The sequence below is a fragment of the Nesiotobacter zosterae genome, from assembly GCF_033843645.1.
Lineage (GTDB): Bacteria > Pseudomonadota > Alphaproteobacteria > Rhizobiales > Stappiaceae > Pseudovibrio > Pseudovibrio zosterae.
In genome coordinates, this window is the sequence record NZ_JAWXVZ010000002.1 from 266,788 (window position 1) to 283,991 (window position 17,204).

General features: G+C 56.4%; 15 protein-coding genes. 7 read left to right on the forward strand and 8 right to left on the reverse strand.

What is annotated here, in order from left to right:
• Positions 1-10: 10 nt before the first annotated feature.
• Positions 11-2,359 carry a ComEC/Rec2 family competence protein gene (locus tag Q3Y58_RS04160; protein ID WP_319621152.1) on the forward strand — a complete coding sequence of 783 codons (2,349 nt, stop codon included), beginning with the start codon at positions 11-13 and terminating at the stop codon, positions 2,357-2,359.
• On the opposite strand, the gene lexA is transcribed toward Q3Y58_RS04160, so the two are convergent.
• The 6 genes from lexA to Q3Y58_RS04190 all read right to left on the reverse strand — a co-directional run bounded on the left by lexA (position 2,342) and on the right by Q3Y58_RS04190 (position 8,813).
• The gene (lexA, locus tag Q3Y58_RS04165; protein WP_319621153.1) at positions 2,342-3,091 is read right to left on the reverse strand and encodes a transcriptional repressor LexA; all 750 of its coding nucleotides are present in this window, start codon (positions 3,089-3,091) and stop codon (positions 2,342-2,344) included. The two genes, Q3Y58_RS04160 and lexA, sit on opposite strands and share 18 nt — an antisense overlap.
• A 163-nt stretch (positions 3,092-3,254) precedes the next feature.
• Complete coding sequence (locus tag Q3Y58_RS04170; protein WP_319621155.1) at positions 3,255-4,463, reverse strand: molybdopterin molybdotransferase MoeA; 1,209 nt, start codon at positions 4,461-4,463, stop codon at positions 3,255-3,257.
• Positions 4,460-4,966, reverse strand: a complete 507-nt coding sequence (gene moaC, locus Q3Y58_RS04175) for a cyclic pyranopterin monophosphate synthase MoaC (RefSeq protein ID WP_319621156.1) — start codon at positions 4,964-4,966, stop codon at positions 4,460-4,462. The genes Q3Y58_RS04170 and moaC overlap by 4 nt, the downstream gene beginning before the upstream one ends.
• Before the next feature lie 54 nt (positions 4,967-5,020).
• Positions 5,021-5,812 carry an indole-3-glycerol phosphate synthase TrpC gene (gene trpC, locus Q3Y58_RS04180; protein ID WP_319621157.1) on the reverse strand — a complete coding sequence of 264 codons (792 nt, stop codon included), beginning with the start codon at positions 5,810-5,812 and terminating at the stop codon, positions 5,021-5,023.
• Between the two features lie 23 nt (positions 5,813-5,835).
• Positions 5,836-6,852 carry an anthranilate phosphoribosyltransferase gene (gene trpD, locus Q3Y58_RS04185; RefSeq protein WP_319621159.1) on the reverse strand — a complete coding sequence of 339 codons (1,017 nt, stop codon included), beginning with the start codon at positions 6,850-6,852 and terminating at the stop codon, positions 5,836-5,838.
• A 74-nt stretch (positions 6,853-6,926) separates the two neighbouring features.
• Entirely contained in the window at positions 6,927-8,813 is a 1,887-nt protein-coding gene (locus tag Q3Y58_RS04190) for a peptidylprolyl isomerase (RefSeq protein ID WP_319621161.1), read from the reverse strand.
• A gap of 355 nt (positions 8,814-9,168) precedes the next feature.
• On the opposite strand from Q3Y58_RS04190, the gene secG reads away from it, so the two are divergent.
• The 4 genes from secG (at position 9,169) to Q3Y58_RS04210 (ending at position 12,652) form a co-directional block, all read left to right on the forward strand.
• Positions 9,169-9,540, forward strand: a complete 372-nt coding sequence (secG, locus tag Q3Y58_RS04195; RefSeq protein ID WP_274216701.1) for a preprotein translocase subunit SecG — start codon at positions 9,169-9,171, stop codon at positions 9,538-9,540.
• A 134-nt stretch (positions 9,541-9,674) separates the two neighbouring features.
• Positions 9,675-11,303, forward strand: coding sequence for a CTP synthase (locus tag Q3Y58_RS04200; protein WP_319621162.1), 1,629 nt, complete (start codon positions 9,675-9,677; stop codon positions 11,301-11,303).
• Positions 11,304-11,325: 22 nt separating this feature from the next.
• Positions 11,326-12,192, forward strand: a complete 867-nt coding sequence (locus tag Q3Y58_RS04205) for a VOC family protein (RefSeq protein WP_319621163.1) — start codon at positions 11,326-11,328, stop codon at positions 12,190-12,192.
• Between the two features lie 82 nt (positions 12,193-12,274).
• Positions 12,275-12,652 (forward strand): SH3 domain-containing protein, encoded by a 378-nt coding sequence (locus tag Q3Y58_RS04210; protein WP_319621164.1) that lies wholly within the window; start codon positions 12,275-12,277, stop codon positions 12,650-12,652.
• A gap of 10 nt (positions 12,653-12,662) precedes the next feature.
• Here the strand turns inward: Q3Y58_RS04210 and Q3Y58_RS04215 are convergent, their stop codons facing one another.
• Complete coding sequence (locus tag Q3Y58_RS04215; protein ID WP_319621165.1) at positions 12,663-12,854, reverse strand: hypothetical protein; 192 nt, start codon at positions 12,852-12,854, stop codon at positions 12,663-12,665.
• Between the two features lie 318 nt (positions 12,855-13,172).
• On the opposite strand from Q3Y58_RS04215, the gene Q3Y58_RS04220 reads away from it, so the two are divergent.
• Positions 13,173-14,522: a TolC family outer membrane protein gene (locus Q3Y58_RS04220; protein WP_319621166.1), complete on the forward strand. Its 1,350-nt coding sequence runs from the start codon at positions 13,173-13,175 to the stop codon at positions 14,520-14,522.
• A gap of 29 nt (positions 14,523-14,551) precedes the next feature.
• Complete coding sequence (locus Q3Y58_RS04225) at positions 14,552-14,959, forward strand: hypothetical protein (protein ID WP_319621167.1); 408 nt, start codon at positions 14,552-14,554, stop codon at positions 14,957-14,959.
• Positions 14,960-14,994: 35 nt separating this feature from the next.
• Here Q3Y58_RS04225 and Q3Y58_RS04230 read toward each other — a convergent pair whose 3' ends face one another.
• A complete protein-coding gene (locus tag Q3Y58_RS04230) occupies positions 14,995-17,166 on the reverse strand; it encodes a peptidase domain-containing ABC transporter (protein WP_319621168.1) in 2,172 nt (723 codons plus the stop codon).
• Positions 17,167-17,204 lie beyond the last annotated feature (38 nt).

Sequence of the window (17,204 nt, forward strand, 5' to 3'; positions counted from 1 at the left end):
CGGATTGACGGTGAACACTGACAGGGAAGTGTACGACGCCTCAAATGTTGCTGAGCAGTCCGGGAGGCGTAGTGCCTCTGCCGGCCGCTTTGCCGTGGCTTTCAGGCTAGACACTGAACTGGAAGGGCTTGGACAAAAAAAGAGACCAGGCTCGGCGAAGGGGCGGAACTGGCGGGGCTATTTTGCGCCGCGTTACTGGGGGGCTGCGGCGTTTGCCAAGGCGCTTCATGAAGACTTGCAGCGCGGTGTTGCACCGTTGTGGGCCGCTACTTTTTTCGCGGCTGGGATCTGGTTCTACTTTTCAATTCCTTTTGATCCCCAGCTCTGGGCGCTCATCCTGTGCTGTTTGGGGGCAGGAGCGGCATTCGTTAATGAACGCCGGGCCCGGCGGACGGGGCTTGTCTCTGGAATGGTATTGATCTTTTTTGCAGGTGTTAGTGCCTCGCAGCTTCACGTCGCGTACCTCGTTGGGCCTCAGCTTGACCGACAAATCACAGCAAAGGTTACAGCGCACGTTGGCGAGGTCGAGAAAGTCGAGGATGGGCGAACACGGCTGACCCTCCAGTTCCTGGAGGTGTCAAACCTGTCCCCAGATGAAATGCCACGGTGGGGACGGATATCTGTGCGTGGCGCGGTGCCTGACCTTGCCCATGGGGATGTGGTTGAGTTGCGGGCACGGCTGATGCCGCTCTCTGGCGCGGTGTATCCCGGCGGCTACGATTACGCGTGGAATGCCTTTTTCAAGGGGCTGCAGACCTCCGGGTATGCGCTGTCGAAAGTCACGGTTGTTTCTGCCAATGCGCCTTCTTCGGGTTTTAATGGTGTGCCCGTGTTGCGGCAGGGTGTTGCAGATCGCATCCTCCACCACTTAGGGCCAAGCGCTGAGGGGGGGCTTGCTGTTGCCCTTTTGGTTGGCGATAGAGGTTTCTTGCCAGAGGAAGATCGCGAGGCGCTGCGAATGGCGGGCCTTGCGCACTTGCTTGCCATTTCCGGGCTGCACATGAGCTTGGTGAGCGCACTTGTATATTTTGCCATTCGGCATGGATTGGCGTTTTTTTCCCGCGTTGCCTTGTCCGGCCAGATATCACACATTGCGGCGTTTGGCGCATTGGGGTTTGCCAGTTTTTATCTTGTCCTCTCCGGAGCTTCAGTGGCCACTCAGCGGGCCTACATCATGGTTCTCATCGTGATTGTGGCCAGCTTGCTGGGGCGGAGAGGGCTGAGCCTAAGAACGCTCGGATTTGCTGCGCTGATTGTCTTGATGATTGCACCTGGAAACCTGTTGCAGCCGGGCTTTCAGATGTCTTTTGCTGCAGTTGCTGCGCTGATCGCCGTCTATGGCGCTTGGCGAGAGGTTGGGCGCAACCAACGGCGCGGCAAGCGCCAATCCCGAATGGGTGCCTTGGTACGGGGGCCTGTTCTGTGGCTTCTGGCCTGCGGGGCGACCTCACTGATTGCCGAGTTCGCCATCGGGCCAATCGCGGCATTCCATTTCCAGAAAATTGCGCCCTATGGGCTTGTGGCCAACTTGCTGGCCATGCCGGTCTTCAGCTTCGTTGCCATGCCTCTTGGTATCTTGGGCTTGATGTTTATGCCACTTGGTGCGGAAGCGCCGTTTTTCTGGGGCATGGGGATGAGCCTCAATCTCATCTTGCAGGTGGCCCATTGGGTCCACGAACTTTCCGGCGACATGGGCGTTATCGGCTTGGTGAGCTGGCTGGGCACGTTTTTGATGGTGGGTTCCGTGCTTGTGTTTGCTCTGCTGCCGGGAAGGTTCAAGCTGCTTTTTTTGCTGCCGCTCAGCTTGTCAGCGGTCGCTTTTGCCGCCTATGAACCACCACATCTCTTGATCTCGGACAATGGCCGAACCATTGCATTCTTCAATGTAAATGGAGAACCTAGGGTATCTGCAACTCGGGAAGGATTTGTTGCGTCTTCCTTCCTGCAGGCCTTCGGGGTCGAAAAACGGAGCTTTTCAGATCACCGGGCGCTACGGGATGACCGTACCTGTGATGCAGTTGGGTGCGTTTATATTGCCGGGCTTGAAAAGCCACCTGATCAAGGCGCAGGCAAGGGCCAGTTCATACGTATTGCAGTGACCAAGGAGCTTTCTGGGCTATCCAGAGACTGTGCCCTTGCAGATGTGGTGGTGACGCAATTGCAGGCTCCTGAGGATTGCCGCGCCCCGCTGGTTCTGGATGTAGCTCAGCTGACTGAGCGAGGAAGCCATGCGATATGGCTGAAACCCACTCCAGATGGCTTGAAAATTGCGCGGGTTGTTGCGGCCTATGGAACGTACCGACGGGCCTTCCAGCCCGCCGTTGAAAACTGGGCGCGCGGCTTAGTAGCTGCGGAATAGGGAGACAAGCTTGCCCTGAATGCGCACACGGTCGGGGCCGAAAATGCGGGTCTCATAGGCAGGGTTTGCAGCTTCCAGTGCAATCGTGCCGCCCTTTTTACGCAGACGCTTCAACGTGGCTTCTTCATCGTCAACAAGCGCGACAACGATATCGCCGGTTTCGGCCGTATCGCCGCGTTTGATGAGTACGGTGTCACCGTCCAGAATCCCGACCTCAATCATGGAATCACCGCGCACTTCAAGGGCATAGTGATCACCCCGGCCGAGCATGTCTGCGGGCATGGTGATGGTATGACTGTGGGTCTGAATCGCTTCAATTGGTACACCAGCGGCAATGCGGCCCATAACCGGCACATCTACCATGGCGCCCGCAGTTGCAGCAGATGGGGAAGAAACGGCAGGAACTGGTGTGGCGGCTTGTGGAGCCTTCTCCTCAGTGTTCTTGCCAAGAGACCCTTCAATCACCTCGGGGGCAAAGCCCTTGGAGCGGGGCTGCGCGCCTAAGGCATAGCCGCTGGTCTCAGGCAGTTTGATCACTTCAAGCGCTCGCGCCCTGTTGGGCAGCCGGCGAATGAACCCACGCTCCTCCAGTGCGGTGATGAGGCGATGGATGCCCGATTTTGAGCGAAGCTCCAGCGCGTCCTTCATCTCGTCAAAAGAAGGGGGAACGCCTGCTTCCTGCAATCGCGTATGGATGAACATGAGCAGTTCATGTTGCTTTTTCGTCAGCATTGGCAGCTTCCCCGTCGTGGTGCCCAGATAAGTGTGAATTCGGTACAAAACGCGAACACTACACTACCTGTTCCTATTGTGTTCTGCAACCGTTAAAGACGGATTATTACCCCCAAAAACAATAGGTTTTGGGCCTGATTTAGGCGTAAAGAACCATGATTCCTCAAAACAGCAAGTAAGGTACCTGCTCACCAATCTCCGCAGCAGGTGCATGGGGTGGACGCACGATGAGTGCGTCGGATGCGCTAAGAAGAGAGAGCATGAACGAATCCTGCCGCTCATAGGCCACCAGCTTCTTGTTGCCCTGATTGTCGACCTCGATCCTTGCGCGCAGATAGTCCTGTCGCATGTCATTGGGCTTGAGAGGTGCGCCGAGGGGCAGTGTCTGTTCGGCCTTGTGAGCTGGGGCGGTTTGAGCCAGTAGCGCCTCAATGAGCGGCTTCAGGAACAGGAGGCCGCACACAAGGCTGGAAACTGGGTTTCCCGGAAGGCCGAGCACCCTCATTGGGCCAATGCTGCCGGCCATCAGTGGCTTGCCCGGACGCATGGCAATGCGCCAGAACTGAAGATCCATACCCGCTGACCCAAGAGTGCTCTGAATGAGGTCATGGTCGCCAACGGACGCGCCGCCAAGGGTGACCAGCACATCTGCCTTTTCCTTGATGGCGCGAGCGACCCGGCTGCCTATGTCGGCGCTGTCATCCGGGGCAATGCCAAGCATGAGCGGCTGCCCGCCGCATCGTCGCACCAGTTCTGCTATGCCCACTTGGTTTGAGGCAATGATCTGGTTTGGGCCGGGTGTCTCGCCAGGTTCGACCAGTTCATCGCCGTTTGCAAGAATGGCAACCAGTGGGCGGCTGCGGACGGGAAGGGCGGCGTGGTTCATGGCTCCGGCTAATGACAGGGCGCGGAAATCCAGCTTGGTTCCGGCGGTGAGGAGCGCGTCGCCCTGCTTGAAATCAAGGCCTGCTGGGCGAATGAACTGGCCTTCTCTTGTTGGTTCCAGGGCAAACAGCTGATCGCCTTCACGGCGCGCGTTTTCCTGAATGAGAATGGCGGTGGCACCGTCAGGCACCGGCGCACCGGTGAAGATGCGCAATGCTTGGCCCGGCTGCAAGGTGCCTTGGTAGGAGGAACCAGCGGCGACTTCGCCAATCACAGTCAGGGGCTTGTCGGGGCTCATTGTGTCGCTGCTGACAACCGCATACCCATCCATAGCGGAAGCGGAAAATGGCGGCTGGGTGCGGGTTGCATGCACGTCTTCGGCCAGAATGCGTTCCCCTGCGCTTGCAAGGGCAACGCTTTCAACCGCAACGGGGTCGATACCTTGCAAAAGGCGGGCGAGGGCTTCTTCGACAGCGATGAGGCTCATGATGCGCTTTTCTCCTCTGCTGCCAGGTAATCGCCCGACTTGCCGCCCGTTTTTTCGATGAGGCGAATATCTGTGATTTCCATGGCCTTATCGGCGGCCTTGGCCATGTCATAGATGGTGAGGCAGGTGATTGAGGCAGCGGTGAGAGCTTCCATCTCCACGCCGGTCTGGCCGGTGACCTTGGTTAGAACTTCAACATCCAGCCCGGGCAGGTCGCGGTTTTCAGAAATGTCTACGGTGATCTTGGTCAGGCCCAAGGGGTGGCAGAGGGGAATAAGCTCGTGTGTGCGCTTTGCAGCCATGATGCCTGCAATGCGAGCTGTGGCCAACACATCGCCCTTTTTGGCGTTGCCGGAAAGGATCATCTCCAGCGTCTCAAGCTTCATGCGCACAGACCCCCGTGCCCGCGCGGTGCGAGAGGTCTCGGCCTTTCCGGAGACGTCCACCATGTGTGCTTCGCCCGAAGAATTCAGATGAGTAAGGGTGGTGGATTTCTCAGGCATGAATACCCCTCAAGCCATTGGTGAATCAGGAGGGGTATTCCAACGTAATTGTGCTTAGGTGCGCAAGAGAGAACGCGTTGCTGCAGTCACATTTTCTTGACGCATCAGGCTCTCCCCGATCAGGAAGGTGGTAATACCGCTGCGTTTCATGCGCGAAAGGTCTTCCGGGGTGAACAGGCCAGATTCGCCGACAAGCAGGCGATCCTCCGGAACCATGGAGGACAAACGTTCGCTTGTCTCAAGCGCAGTCTCGAAGGTCTTGAGGTTGCGGTTATTGACGCCAACGAGACGGGAATTGAGCTCAAGGGCCCGTTCCATTTCCTCTTCGTTGTGAACCTCGATGAGCACATCCATGCCGAGGTCGAAGGCAGTCTCTTCCAGATCCTTGGCAAGACGATCATCAATAGCGGCCATGATGATCAGGATACAGTCTGCACCCCATGCCCGTGCCTCGTGCACCTGATAGGTGTCATAGAGGAAGTCCTTGCGAAGGACCGGCAGGCTTACCACATTTCGGGCTGCAATCAGGTATTCAGGTTTGCCCTGGAAAGAGGGCGTATCCGTTAGGACCGAAAGGCAGGCTGCGCCACCTTCCTCATAGGCTTGGGCCAAAAGAGGGGGATCAAAGTCTGCGCGGATCAGGCCTTTGGATGGGCTTGCCTTCTTGATCTCGGCAATGAGGCCATACTTGCCCTCGGCTTTCTTTGCTTCAAGCGCCTTCAGGAAGCCGCGGGGCGCGGTCTGGTCCGCTGCCATGGCCTTGAGGTCCTCAAGCGAGGTTTTTGCCTTGGCCGCCGCGATTTCTTCGCGCTTGTAGGCTTCGATCTTTTTTAAAATATCGGCCATGAATTGCGTCCTTTGGGGTTGGATCAGCTGTTTGAAATCGCAACGAGCTTTTCAAGGTGGCGTTTGGCGCTGCCTGTGTCGATGGACTGTGCTGCCAACTCCACGCCTTCCTTCAAGGTGGCGGCCTTGTCCGCGACCATCAGTGAAGCTGCTGCATTAAACACTACGATATCCCGGTAGGCGTTTTTCGTGCCGTCCAGAACATCCAGAAGCGCGGCCGCGTTTTCCTTCGGCTCACCGCCCTTAAGGTCCGCGGCGTTTGCAAAAGGAAGGCCAGCGTCCTCTGGGGTTATGGTGAACTCGGTAATGGCACCGTCTTTAAGTTCGGCTACAAAGGTCTCGCCGGTGGTGGTGATCTCATCAAGACCATCCGAGCCGTGAACGATCCATGCTTTCTCTGTGCCGAGGACACGCAGGGTTTCGGCAACGGGACGCACCCAGTTCCTGGCAAAAACACCGGTCATCTGACGCTTGACAGAAGCGGGGTTGGCCAGCGGCCCAAGCAGGTTGAAAATCGTGCGCGTTCCAAGCTCCATGCGGGCAGGGCCTACATGCTTCATGGCGGCGTGGTGGTTCGGGGCAAACATGAAGCCGATTCCAGCGCCATTGATGCACTCAGCAATCTTGCCGGGCGCGATGTCCAGATTGATTCCAAGCTCGGCCAGTGCTTCCGAGGAGCCGGATTTGGAAGAGAGCGAGCGGTTGCCGTGTTTGGCAACGGGCACACCGCACCCTGCAACAACAAGCGCCGTGCATGTTGAGATGTTATAGGTGCCTGAACCGTCTCCGCCGGTGCCAACAATATCAATCGCGTTTGCTGGTACGCCTTTAACAGGGATCATCTTGGCGCGCATCGTTTCAACAGCGCCGGACAGCTCATCGATCTGCTCACCGCGCACCCGCAGCGCCATCAGAAAGCCGCCGATTTGTGCGGGTGTTGCCTTGCCGGACATGATTATTTCAAAAGCCTCGCGGGCTTCCTCGCGGTTCAAGGCAGTGCCATTGGCCACAATGGCGATCAGTTCTTTCAAATTACGCATGCCCGTGATCCCAATGAGAACAAAAAATAACGGCCGGATAGTTGAACATCCGGCCGCTTCAAATTCAACTCGACTTAGCGAGAAACGCCCGTGACTTGGTTGAACAAGGCCTGGTTGACCTGAACGCCTGCCTCCTGTTCCACCCGATCCACAAAACCGCCAATCAGTGAGTTCTGCAAGTCTGCGGAAAGCTGGCTGGCCAGATTACGGACCGGTGCAGAATCTTCGAACATTGCGGGAGTGGTGATGTCCGTGACTTCAAGAACCAGACGGGAGCCATCCTGAGCCGCAACTTCGGCCTTGGTGCCAACAGGGCCGGAGAAGACAGCGTCGAGTGCTTCCGCGCCCATCACCTCAGTCATTTGCTCACGAAGAAGACCGCTTGCAGTTTTAACTGTGAGGGAGCGTTCTGCGGCGACGTCGTCAAGGGACTTGCCGGAGTTTACTTCCGCCAAGACTTCCTCGGATGTTTGTTTCAGAAGTTCCGCCTGACGGTAGGCCGTCCAGTCCTTGATCACGCGATCACGGACCTCAGAGAGCTCGCGGTCCCGTTCCGGGGTTACTGCGGTCACTTCAAACCAGAGGTAGCCATCACGTCCAATGTTGAGAGCATCGTTCTCAACGCCAATGTCGCTGTTGAAGGCTGCAGCGATAAGCTCGTTGCGTGCAGGAAGATCAGCCTGCTGTTCGTCCAGACCGCGGCCTGACTGATCAAAGGCCGGTGCATCTACAAGCTCAAGGCTGAAACGCTCGGCGATTTCTTCAAAGGTGCTGCCGCCAGCACGCGCATCTTCCACCTCATTGTAGATGTCGAAGATTTCGTCAGCAGCAATGTCCTGCGCCAGATCCGTGCGGATTTCATCGGCCACTTCTTCAAGGGGCTGAACGTCGGCTGCGTTGATTTCTACGGCCTTCAGCAAAACGGTGGTGAAACGGCCTTCGATGACGGGGCTGACTTCGCCCTCTGCCAGTGCAAAGGCGGCTTCGCCGATGGTATCATCAAGGAAGCCCGCGCGGCCAAGTAACCCAAGGTCAACATCTGAAACGTCGACGTTGCGCTCGGCCATGATGTCCTCAAAGGACTTGCCTCCAGCGATTTCTGCCGCAGCAGCTTCTGCCTCTTCAACGGAAGGGAAGGAGAGCTGATAGATGCGGCGCTGTTCTTGAACCTGATAGCGGTCCTTTACACGCTCATATTCTTCGCGGACCTGTTCTTCCGTCAAAGCTTCTGGCTGGGCGATCTTTTCAGCGGTGACTTCGATGAAGCGAACCTTACGGTATTCAGGTGCGCGGTATGAGCTGATGCGATCGGAGAAGAAAGCGTTCAATTCTTCTTCGGTGGGTTCGCCGATATCGCCAAGGATTTCATTGGTCAGCTGAAGGTAAGCAACCTTACGTTCTTCAGTGCTGTAGTGGTTGAACGCTTTGACCAGCGCCTCAGGAGCGACCATGCCGCCAACCAGAGCGTCGATAAGCTGCAGGCGTTCAGCCTGCGCTTGCTGGCGCACAACGAACTCGTCCTCGGAGATGCCCGCGTTCCGCAGCACCATCGCAAGACGGCTGCGATCAAACCCACCGTTGATGCCGCTGAAGGCCGGGTTTTCCTGAATGGTTTTGATCACCGCTTCGTCAGAGACGCCCAAGCTCAGGCCGGTCGCTACATCATTAAGCGCGGCTTCGCCAATCAACTGGCCAAGAACCTGAGTCGGAATGCCAAATGCCGCACCCTGTTCTGGTGTGATCGGCTGGCCAAGCTGGCGGGACAGGTTGTCGAGTTGGCGGCGGTATGCATCCTCAAACTCCATAGAGGAGATTTCTGTGTCGCCGACTTTTGCAACCGATGTGTTTCCAAAACCGGTGAATACGTCGGCAATCCCCCAGATAGCAAAGCTTATGACAAGCAAGCCGATGAGTACTTTTGCAAACCAAGTCCCAACGCTTTTTCGCAGCGCGTCCAGCATATTTTTAAATCCGTTTTCATCTGTCGAAGCAGAGGTGATGTGAGTTCACCCGCTACTGAATGCAAGGCGGGCGGATCATAAAGAGCCTGTATTGTGTGGGCAAGGTTGTGTGGCCCAAAATCTAGAGTTCTTCTGGGATTTAGCTGCGAATTCACAAGGAGTTGCCCCATTCGCTGCTTGCGCGCCTAAGGCGAGGGTGTTGATAAACACCAAAACGGGCCCAGTTCAGCAAAGTGCTGGCGGTTTTTGAGGTGGTGAAATGCAGATGCAATTCGATGCCATGTGTTTAAGGGTGGAAACCAAGATGAATTTAGGCTAGAAGGCCGCAAAACGAATTTCAAACCTACGGAAACCAATGGATACCGTTATTATTGTAATCCACCTGATGGTCGTGGTTGCTCTTGTGGCCATGATCCTCTTGCAGCGGTCTGAAGGTGGCGCTCTCGGCATCGGGGGCGGCGGTGGCGGCGGTGGCTTCATGTCAAGCCGCGGTACTGCAAACGTACTGACCCGCGGAACTGCCATTCTGGCAGTGATCTTCTTCGCAACCTCTCTTGGCCTGTCTTTGATTGCACGTTGGGATGACCGTCCTGCGTCTATCCTTGATGAAGTGCCTTCTGCTCCTGTCGAGCAGAGTGAAGGTACTTCAGGCAACGGCATTCTCGATCAGCTTGATGGCGCTCCAACCGAGCAGCCATCTGGTCCTCAAGTGCCAACAGCACAGTAATCTACCTGCCACGCAGCAGGTGAGAGCTATAAGTTACTGAGTACGGCGCTGCGATCAGATCGCAGCGTCCGTCTTTATGCGTTTAATAACAACAGAGTGTTTGCAGACGCTCTTCAAGCAAATGGTAGTGATCCATGGCGCGGTATATCTTCATCACAGGTGGTGTGGTTTCCTCTCTCGGTAAGGGTTTGGCTTCCGCAGCACTGGGCGCAGCCTTGCAGGCGCGCGGCTACAAAGTTCGTCTTAGAAAACTGGATCCCTATCTGAACGTCGACCCCGGTACCATGAGCCCTTACCAGCACGGTGAGTGTTATGTGACTGACGATGGGGCGGAAACGGATCTCGACCTCGGTCACTACGAGCGGTTTACAGGGCGTCCAGCCAACAAGCAGGACAACATCACCACCGGTCGCATCTATCAGGAAATCATTGCCAAGGAGCGGCGCGGCGATTATCTCGGCGGAACGGTTCAGGTGATCCCGCATGTGACCGATGCCATTAAGAATTTCGTTCTGGAAGGCAATGAGGGCTACGACTTCGTCCTTTGTGAAATCGGCGGCACTGTGGGCGACATCGAAGGTCTGCCGTTCTTTGAAGCGATCCGCCAGCTTGGCAATGAATTGCCCCGCGGCCAGGCGGTTTACATTCATCTGACGCTGCTGCCTTACATTGCCAGCGCCGGCGAAATGAAGACCAAGCCGACCCAGCACTCCGTGAAGGAGCTGCGCTCCATTGGTATCCAGCCTGACATCCTGCTGATCCGCTGCGACCGCCAGATCCCGGAAAACGAGCGCCGGAAACTTTCCCTGTTCTGTAATGTGCGTGAGGAAGCCGTCATTCCGGCCTACGACGCCAAGAGCATCTATGAAGTGCCGCTGGCCTACCACAAGGAAGGTCTGGACGAGCAGGTTCTTCAGGCATTCGGCATTACGGGTGCACCAGCGCCAGACTTCACCCGTTGGGAAAAGATCGCCAATGGTCTGCAAAGTCCTGAAGGCGAGGTGACCATTGCGGTTGTCGGCAAGTACACTGTTCTGAAGGACGCTTACAAGTCTCTCATCGAAGCACTTGTTCATGGTGGTTTGGCGAACAACGTGAAGGTCAATCTTGAGTGGGTTGAGTCTGAAGTTTTTGAAGAACGTGATCCGGGGCAGGTTCTGGAGAATGTGAACGGCATCTTGGTGCCTGGCGGCTTTGGTGAGCGCGGCGCAGAAGGCAAGATCGCTGCTGCAGAGTATGCGCGCAAGAACAAGATTCCTTACTTTGGCATTTGTTTCGGTATGCAAATGGCTGTTATCGAAGCGGCCCGTAACCTTGCCGGTATCACCAAGGCAAACTCCACCGAGTTTGGTCCGGCAGAGGAACCTGTTGTCGGTCTGATGACCGAATGGACGCGCGGCAACACACAGGTAACCCGCAGCGAAGATGGTGACCTTGGCGGGACCATGCGACTGGGTGCTTATCCGGCCCGTCTGGAAGAGGGTTCTCGTATCGCTGAGATCTACGGTTCCAACGAAATCTCCGAGCGCCACCGGCACCGTTATGAGGTGAACATCGACTACCGCGAGAAGCTTGAAGGGGCAGGGCTCAAGTTTGCAGGCACATCTCCAGATGGTGTTCTGCCTGAGACAGTCGAGATCCCTGAGCATCCTTGGTACATCGGCGTACAGTATCACCCAGAGCTGAAGTCTCGTCCGTTTGAGCCGCACCCGCTGTTTGCCTCGTTCATTGCAGCGGCGCGGGACAACTCGCGTCTGGTTTAACCAATCAGGTGCGGGAGGGCACATGAAGGCGATTGATCACATCGTGATTGCGGGAGCGTCCATTGAGACGCTCTCTGCGTCTTGGGAAACGCTTGGCTTTACGCTGACCCCTGTTGCTCAACACCCATGGGGCACCATAAACCGCCTGATCCAGCTGGAGGGGGCGTTCTTGGAGCTGCTGAGTGTTGCGCAAGGGGCGAGCATTCCTAAAGCCCATGAAGGGGCGTTTTCCTTCGGTGCCTTCAATCAAGCCTTTTTGAACAAGCGGCAAGGGCCGTCCATGCTGGTTCTAGACAGCAGCTCGCCGGAGAGAGACCGCGCTGCCTTCGAGCAAGGTGGACTGCCTGTGTTTGAACCGTTTTCATTCGAACGGATCGCCAAGGCGCCCGACGGAACAGAGCGAAAGGTGGGATTCGACCTGACGTTCACGCAGAACCCGCTTTGCGCTGATACGGGCTATTTCACTTGCTTCAATCGCTATCCGGAAAACTTCTGGCGGCCCGAATACCAACAGCATGCCAACACTGCGAAGAAACTTTCCAGTGTGGTTTTGGTGGCGGCTGATCCGGGAGATCATCACGGCTTCCTGAAGGCGTTCACCGGTGTGGGGACGGCAAACATCAGCAGCCTTGGGGTTTCAATCGAGCTTTCAGGGGCCACCTTGAAGGTGCTCTCTCCCAGTGCTTTCGAGAGCATCCATGGGTATGCCTGTCCCGTTGAGGGACGTGAAATGCGTCTTGCTCACCTAGAGGTTTCAGTGGCTTCTCTTGATGCCTTCAAGCGTGCTGCCAAGACCGATGGGGGCTATGAGCGTGCGGGTTCGTTTGTGTTGCCTGCCGATCAGTTGCTCGGTACCGGCCTCTCCATTGTCGGTTCACGATCAGCATAAGTTCTCAAAAAGATCGCGCGGATGCTCTTTGATGTAAGGGCATCCTAAACTCTCCCTGGTTTTGATTTGGGAGAGAGTTTTCGTGCGCGCGCTTGCCTTTGCTCTGACACTGATGGCGGTTTGCGTAATGGCAGGGACCGCTCATGCGTGGCCGGCACGGTCAACCAGTCCATTGAACCTTCGTGTGGCGCCGGGTATCCACAACCACATCATCCTCACCATTCCATTCGGTGGTTATCTCAGAGTGGTTGGATGCAGTTCATGGTGTCAGGTGGAGTACGCCGGAAGGCACGGCTGGGTAAACTCAAACTACATTGCGCCCTTGGAGGGCGGGCCGCCACCCGTTGTTACTGCGCCGCCAATCACACGCCCGCCTTATTGGGGGCTGCCTGTTTTCAAGCGCCGTCAACCAATTCCGCAGCCAGTGCCGCCAGCGGGTATTCCACGCGCTTCAAACTAGTTAGCTGATTCTAGCTCTGGTAGGCGTAAGGGAACCACTTCTCCAATGGAGAAGTTGGGGGTGTTGAAGCAGCTTTTGGGGTTGCCAGACGCTTTTGAAGGGATTCGATGTCGACGGTGAGAGCCGGGGCAACGAGCAGGGTTTTATCTTTGCTCGCAGGCTGGTTTTCAGCGCTGATTTCCAGCTGCCAATCGAAACTCATGTGTAACTCCAACTCATTACGCAATACTAGGGGAGTTCGCCAACTCGGCTGCCTTCCTGTTTAGCGCGAATTTATGAAATAAGACTTAGCCTGCACTAAAGGGATTTGCAGATTTTTACAATATCAGTATCCATGTGTCTCAATGCTCAATCTACAAGTAATGGATAATTATCAAGGTGATGTAATTACCTCAATTCTGTTTTAATTCTTCCGCATTCGCCCAATTGTTTTGCGTAAAGGGCTTGATGCGGTATGTGTTTAAATCAGCGTGTTCTTGCATGTCTGTTGTTTTTTCTTGGCGTCTTGCCGGGAAATGCAATGTCTTTGAAAGAAGCAGTTTCTCTGACTGTTTTCAGTAATCCTGAAATAGGCGAGGCCATATTCAATCGTAATGCGATTGGTTTTGAGCTGAAGCAGGCCAAAGGTCAGTGGCTGCCACGGCTTGATCTTGAAGCGCGTGGCGGCGTGGAATGGTTTGACGAGCCATCTACGCGGCGGGACACTGAGTTCTGGTATGGACCTTATGAAATTGGCATTCGGGGTCAGCAGAAGATCTTTGATGGCTATGCCACCACCTATGAGATCGAGCGCCAGCGGGCACGCCTTGATGCCACGTCCTTTCGGGTTTGGGAGCGGTCCGAATTCATCGCACTTTCTGCCGTTCGCGCCTATTTGGAAGTGGCCCGCTTGCAGGAAGTTCAAGGGGCCGCGCGGCGCAACATTTCCTATCATGTGAAAGTGGCGACGGATATGCGCGAGGGGCTTTCTCGGGGCGCGGTGTCTGTTGCCGACGTTCAGCAAGCCAACGAGCGCGTTCTGGCGGCCAACCTTGCCTTGGAAGAAGCTGTTGAGGCGCAGGAGCTGGCCAAGACGATTTTCCTTGAGTTGGTGGGCCGGGAGATCAACCAGGCCCAGCGCGTTCCCTCCCAGTCAGGCCGTATTCCTTCTGCTTATGCAGCTGTTCTTGCTGAGGCGCGGGCAAATAATCCTTTGATTGCCCTGCGCAATGCAGACATCGATGCAGCAAATGCCCAAGTGAAGATCGCCGAGGCTGAATACTATCCTCAGGTGGATCTGGAGGTTTCTTCTCGCATTGGTGAGAACCTTGAAGGGGAGATAGGCACCAAGCGTGATGCGCGGGCAGCGGTTGTGATGCGTTGGAACATCTTTAACGGAAACATCACGAAGAACAGGCGCGCCGAAGAAATCGAGCGGGCCGGTGAAGCGCGCATGCGATCGCAGCAAGCCTACCGAGAAGTGGCCCGGGAGACGCGGGAATCATGGGTGCGCCGGGTGGAACTGGGAAAACAGATCGCGCTGCTCTCCAGGCAGCTGGATACCTCCCAACAGTTGCTCACCTCCTATGAGGAGCAGTTCACCGTTGGTCAGCGGTCCTTGCTTGATGTTCTGGACACTCAGAACACAGTCTTCCTGTCGGAAGTCGCTGTGATTTCTGCTCGCTATGCCCAGCTGTTCACTGAGTACAGGATTCTGGCTGCCATGGGAAAGCTTCTCGACACGCTTGGCGTGAGCAGTCCGGCACAGGCGACGGCAGGCATCAGGACTTTACGCGACGATCTTGAAACCGGAGAGTCGTTGCCGGGCAGTGCCCTGCCGGGCCTTTCTGCCCAGTGGCGGCGTGGCTCGCCTTATACGGCGCGGCCATAAGCGTGCATACGAATTTTATGGAGAGTGCCATGAAGCGAAAAATGATGCTGGTATCGGGATTTGTGCTGTCATGGGCGGCAATGACTTCCGGGCTGCAGGCGGCTGATATTGCAGGTGAGCAGCCAAGTCATTCGCCTTATCGCCCTTGCTCTGACTTCAAGCAGCAGCTGCCAGCTGGTGGGCAGGAGCAAATTTCCATCACCATTCGCCAGTTTTTTGATGAGGCCAACCCAGTAGTTCTGGCTGGACAGCGGGGTCAAGGTGGCGAGCAGACATTCCTTTGGGCGCAAGAGACCCGCGATTGGTGCGGTGTGGCCATTGGCTACGAGAAAGAGGGTTATCTGGATGTGGAGGCAATCAACCGTTGCCTGTGCTTCCGCACGTTTTGGTCTGCCAACAGGCCTCTGTCGCAGCAGAACCAAATGGTGCTGAAGTAGCTAATGCTTTCTCGCTCAGACCAGACCGGTCCGATCTAACCGGTAATCAAGTCGATAACCGCATCCTTTGGTCCTTCTGCCACCACCTTGCCGTCCCCGAGGATGATGAGACGGTCCACCAGGGCCAACGGCATGGTGCGGTGGGTGGTCAGGATCAAGGTTTGATCGGGGTGCAGGGCCTGACGCAGGTTGTGAACGAACGCGCGCTCTGAGCGGCTGTCCATATTTCCCGTTGGTTCATCAAGGAACAGGACGGGGGGAGGCGCTAGGAAAGCCCGTGCCATTACGATGGATTGGCGCTGGCCGCTTGAAAGGTTGCGGCCATGGTCTTCTATGAGCATGTCCAGGCCGAGCGGGCTGGACTGGACGATGTCAAGGGCGCCGGTAACTTGGAGTGCCTTTTGTACGTCCTCATCGCTGTATCCAGCCCGGCCTAGGGTGACGTTACTCCGGATCGTGCCCTGAAGCAGGCAGGCATCCTGACCTATGACACGGATGGCGGTTCGAATGGCTTCCCCGTTAAGGTCCCGCGCGTTTTGATTGCTGATGGTGTAGGTGCCGTTCTGAGGTTGATAGACAGCGCCCAGAAGGCGGCCAAGCGAAGTCTTGCCAGAGCCGATCTTCCCAAGGATCGCAACCTTTTCTCCCTGTTTGATCTCCAGATCCAGGTTGGTGAATACCGGCGAAGTTTCACTCGAATAGGAAAATGTGATCTGTTCGAGCTTCAGATCCAGCGGAGCAGTCAGATCCGTCCCCTGTGCCGGAGTTGGGTTGGATGACACCTCAAGATCAAGAAGCGGGGACAGTGTCTTGTAGGCCGCGTTGGCAAGGTGAAGGCTAGGATACGCGTCTGCCATGCGCTGGAGAGCCAGTGCGCAGAATGCGGAAAGCATGAAAGTTGCAAAGTACGCGCCCAAAGACAACGTACCTGCCATTATGAAAGAGGCCCCCCACAGGAGCTGCAGAGCCAGCGCGCTGTAGGTAATCAGCTCAATGGTGCCGCGATTCCAAAGAACGAGCCACGTGAAGGTCCGTCTTGGCCGGATGCTTTTTGCACCTGCTTCTTTCCAGAGCTCGCGAAGCAATCCTTCGCTTTGATTGAGCTTGATGGTCTCCAGTGCATACAGCGTTTCTTCAAAAAGGCTGGTTTCGGTGCCCGAGGTTTGCAAATAGCGCTTGGAGGAACGCCCAAAAGGCATGGCGAGCACTGCAAAGGTGAGCAGCGACAAAAGGGCCGCTGCCCCCATGACCAGCGCTGCGGTTGGATGCAGGAGTGCTAACGCGACCAGAAAAACGGGAAGGGATAAGGCATCTGCTAGTGGCAGCATCAGGCTTGCGCCACTGGCTTCACGTATGCGCGCTATGGTGCTGAGCGGTAGGGGCAACGGCCCGACGAAGGGCTGGCGGCCTGACAGCGGGAGAGTGAGAATGCGCTCGAACAACAGATCGGACAGCGAACTTTCAAACCTGCGCCCCAGCCAGTTGACATAGGTCGCGCGCAGCGTCTTGAACCCTATGAGACAGAGGGCAGCGACCACGCCTCCAATCGCGAGGGTTTGTAGGCTGAGGGGATCGGACGCTGGCAGGTAGCGGTCTACTGCGAGCATGCAGAGAAGGGGGAACAGGGCGCTGAGGCAAGCTTGGGCCAGCGTAAAGCCGCTGACAAGGGCAGCATCCGCCGCCTTTGGCCGAACGAGGTTGATCTTGGGCCGTGATGGCGTCGCGGCTGGTCTGGGAAATGAAAAGGTTTTTGAGGGCTGATCGACGGGCTTCGGTTTAACTTGAAAGGCTTCGATGATTTTCAGCTCGGCAAGCTTTTCCATGGCCGGTTCGTCGGTGGCCGCGTTGCCTGCGGTGGAAAGCCCGGATTGCCATTTCAACGGCAGAAAAAGTCCGCGCCCCTCGGGCAGGAGGACAAGCAGCGGAAAAGCCTCTTCCGCCAGATCCGGCAGAGGCCCGTCAATGGGGGTAGCCTGCAATCCCAATGGTTCAACCAGATCAAGAACTGCGCAGATGACCTGCTGAATGGGTGTATCATCGCCCACGGCCGGAAAGGCCTGAAGTAGCTCCGTCGCTTCGCCAGACAAGTCAAAATGCGCGAGCATTTGATAAAGCGCGTCACGGAGCGGTGCGGTGGTCCGCACGGCACTGCATTCATCCAAGAGCTTGTGCTCGTTTTCAGTTTGTTGCTCTTGCACACCAAGCATGCAGTTCTCCGCAGTCAGTTACCATGGGCCTCGGCAGT

Excerpts from the sequence above, each read along its gene's own strand:
- Q3Y58_RS04170 (WP_319621155.1), bottom strand. The coding sequence starts at position 4,463 with ATGAGCCTCATCGCTGTCGAAGAAGCCCTCGCCCGCCTTTTGCAAGGT.
- Q3Y58_RS04190 (WP_319621161.1), bottom strand. The coding sequence starts at position 8,813 with ATGCTGGACGCGCTGCGAAAAAGCGTTGGGACTTGGTTTGCAAAAGTA.
- Q3Y58_RS04225 (WP_319621167.1), top strand. The coding sequence starts at position 14,552 with ATGAAGCGAAAAATGATGCTGGTATCGGGATTTGTGCTGTCATGGGCG.
- Q3Y58_RS04220 (WP_319621166.1), top strand. The coding sequence starts at position 13,173 with ATGTCTTTGAAAGAAGCAGTTTCTCTGACTGTTTTCAGTAATCCTGAA.
- secG (WP_274216701.1), top strand. The coding sequence starts at position 9,169 with ATGGATACCGTTATTATTGTAATCCACCTGATGGTCGTGGTTGCTCTT.
- Q3Y58_RS04205 (WP_319621163.1), top strand. The coding sequence starts at position 11,326 with ATGAAGGCGATTGATCACATCGTGATTGCGGGAGCGTCCATTGAGACG.
- Q3Y58_RS04230 (WP_319621168.1), bottom strand. The coding sequence starts at position 17,166 with ATGCTTGGTGTGCAAGAGCAACAAACTGAAAACGAGCACAAGCTCTTG.
- trpC (WP_319621157.1), bottom strand. The coding sequence starts at position 5,812 with ATGGCCGATATTTTAAAAAAGATCGAAGCCTACAAGCGCGAAGAAATC.
- moaC (WP_319621156.1), bottom strand. The coding sequence starts at position 4,966 with ATGCCTGAGAAATCCACCACCCTTACTCATCTGAATTCTTCGGGCGAA.
- Q3Y58_RS04200 (WP_319621162.1), top strand. The coding sequence starts at position 9,675 with ATGGCGCGGTATATCTTCATCACAGGTGGTGTGGTTTCCTCTCTCGGT.
- trpD (WP_319621159.1), bottom strand. The coding sequence starts at position 6,852 with ATGCGTAATTTGAAAGAACTGATCGCCATTGTGGCCAATGGCACTGCC.
- lexA (WP_319621153.1), bottom strand. The coding sequence starts at position 3,091 with ATGCTGACGAAAAAGCAACATGAACTGCTCATGTTCATCCATACGCGA.
- Q3Y58_RS04215 (WP_319621165.1), bottom strand. The coding sequence starts at position 12,854 with ATGAGTTTCGATTGGCAGCTGGAAATCAGCGCTGAAAACCAGCCTGCG.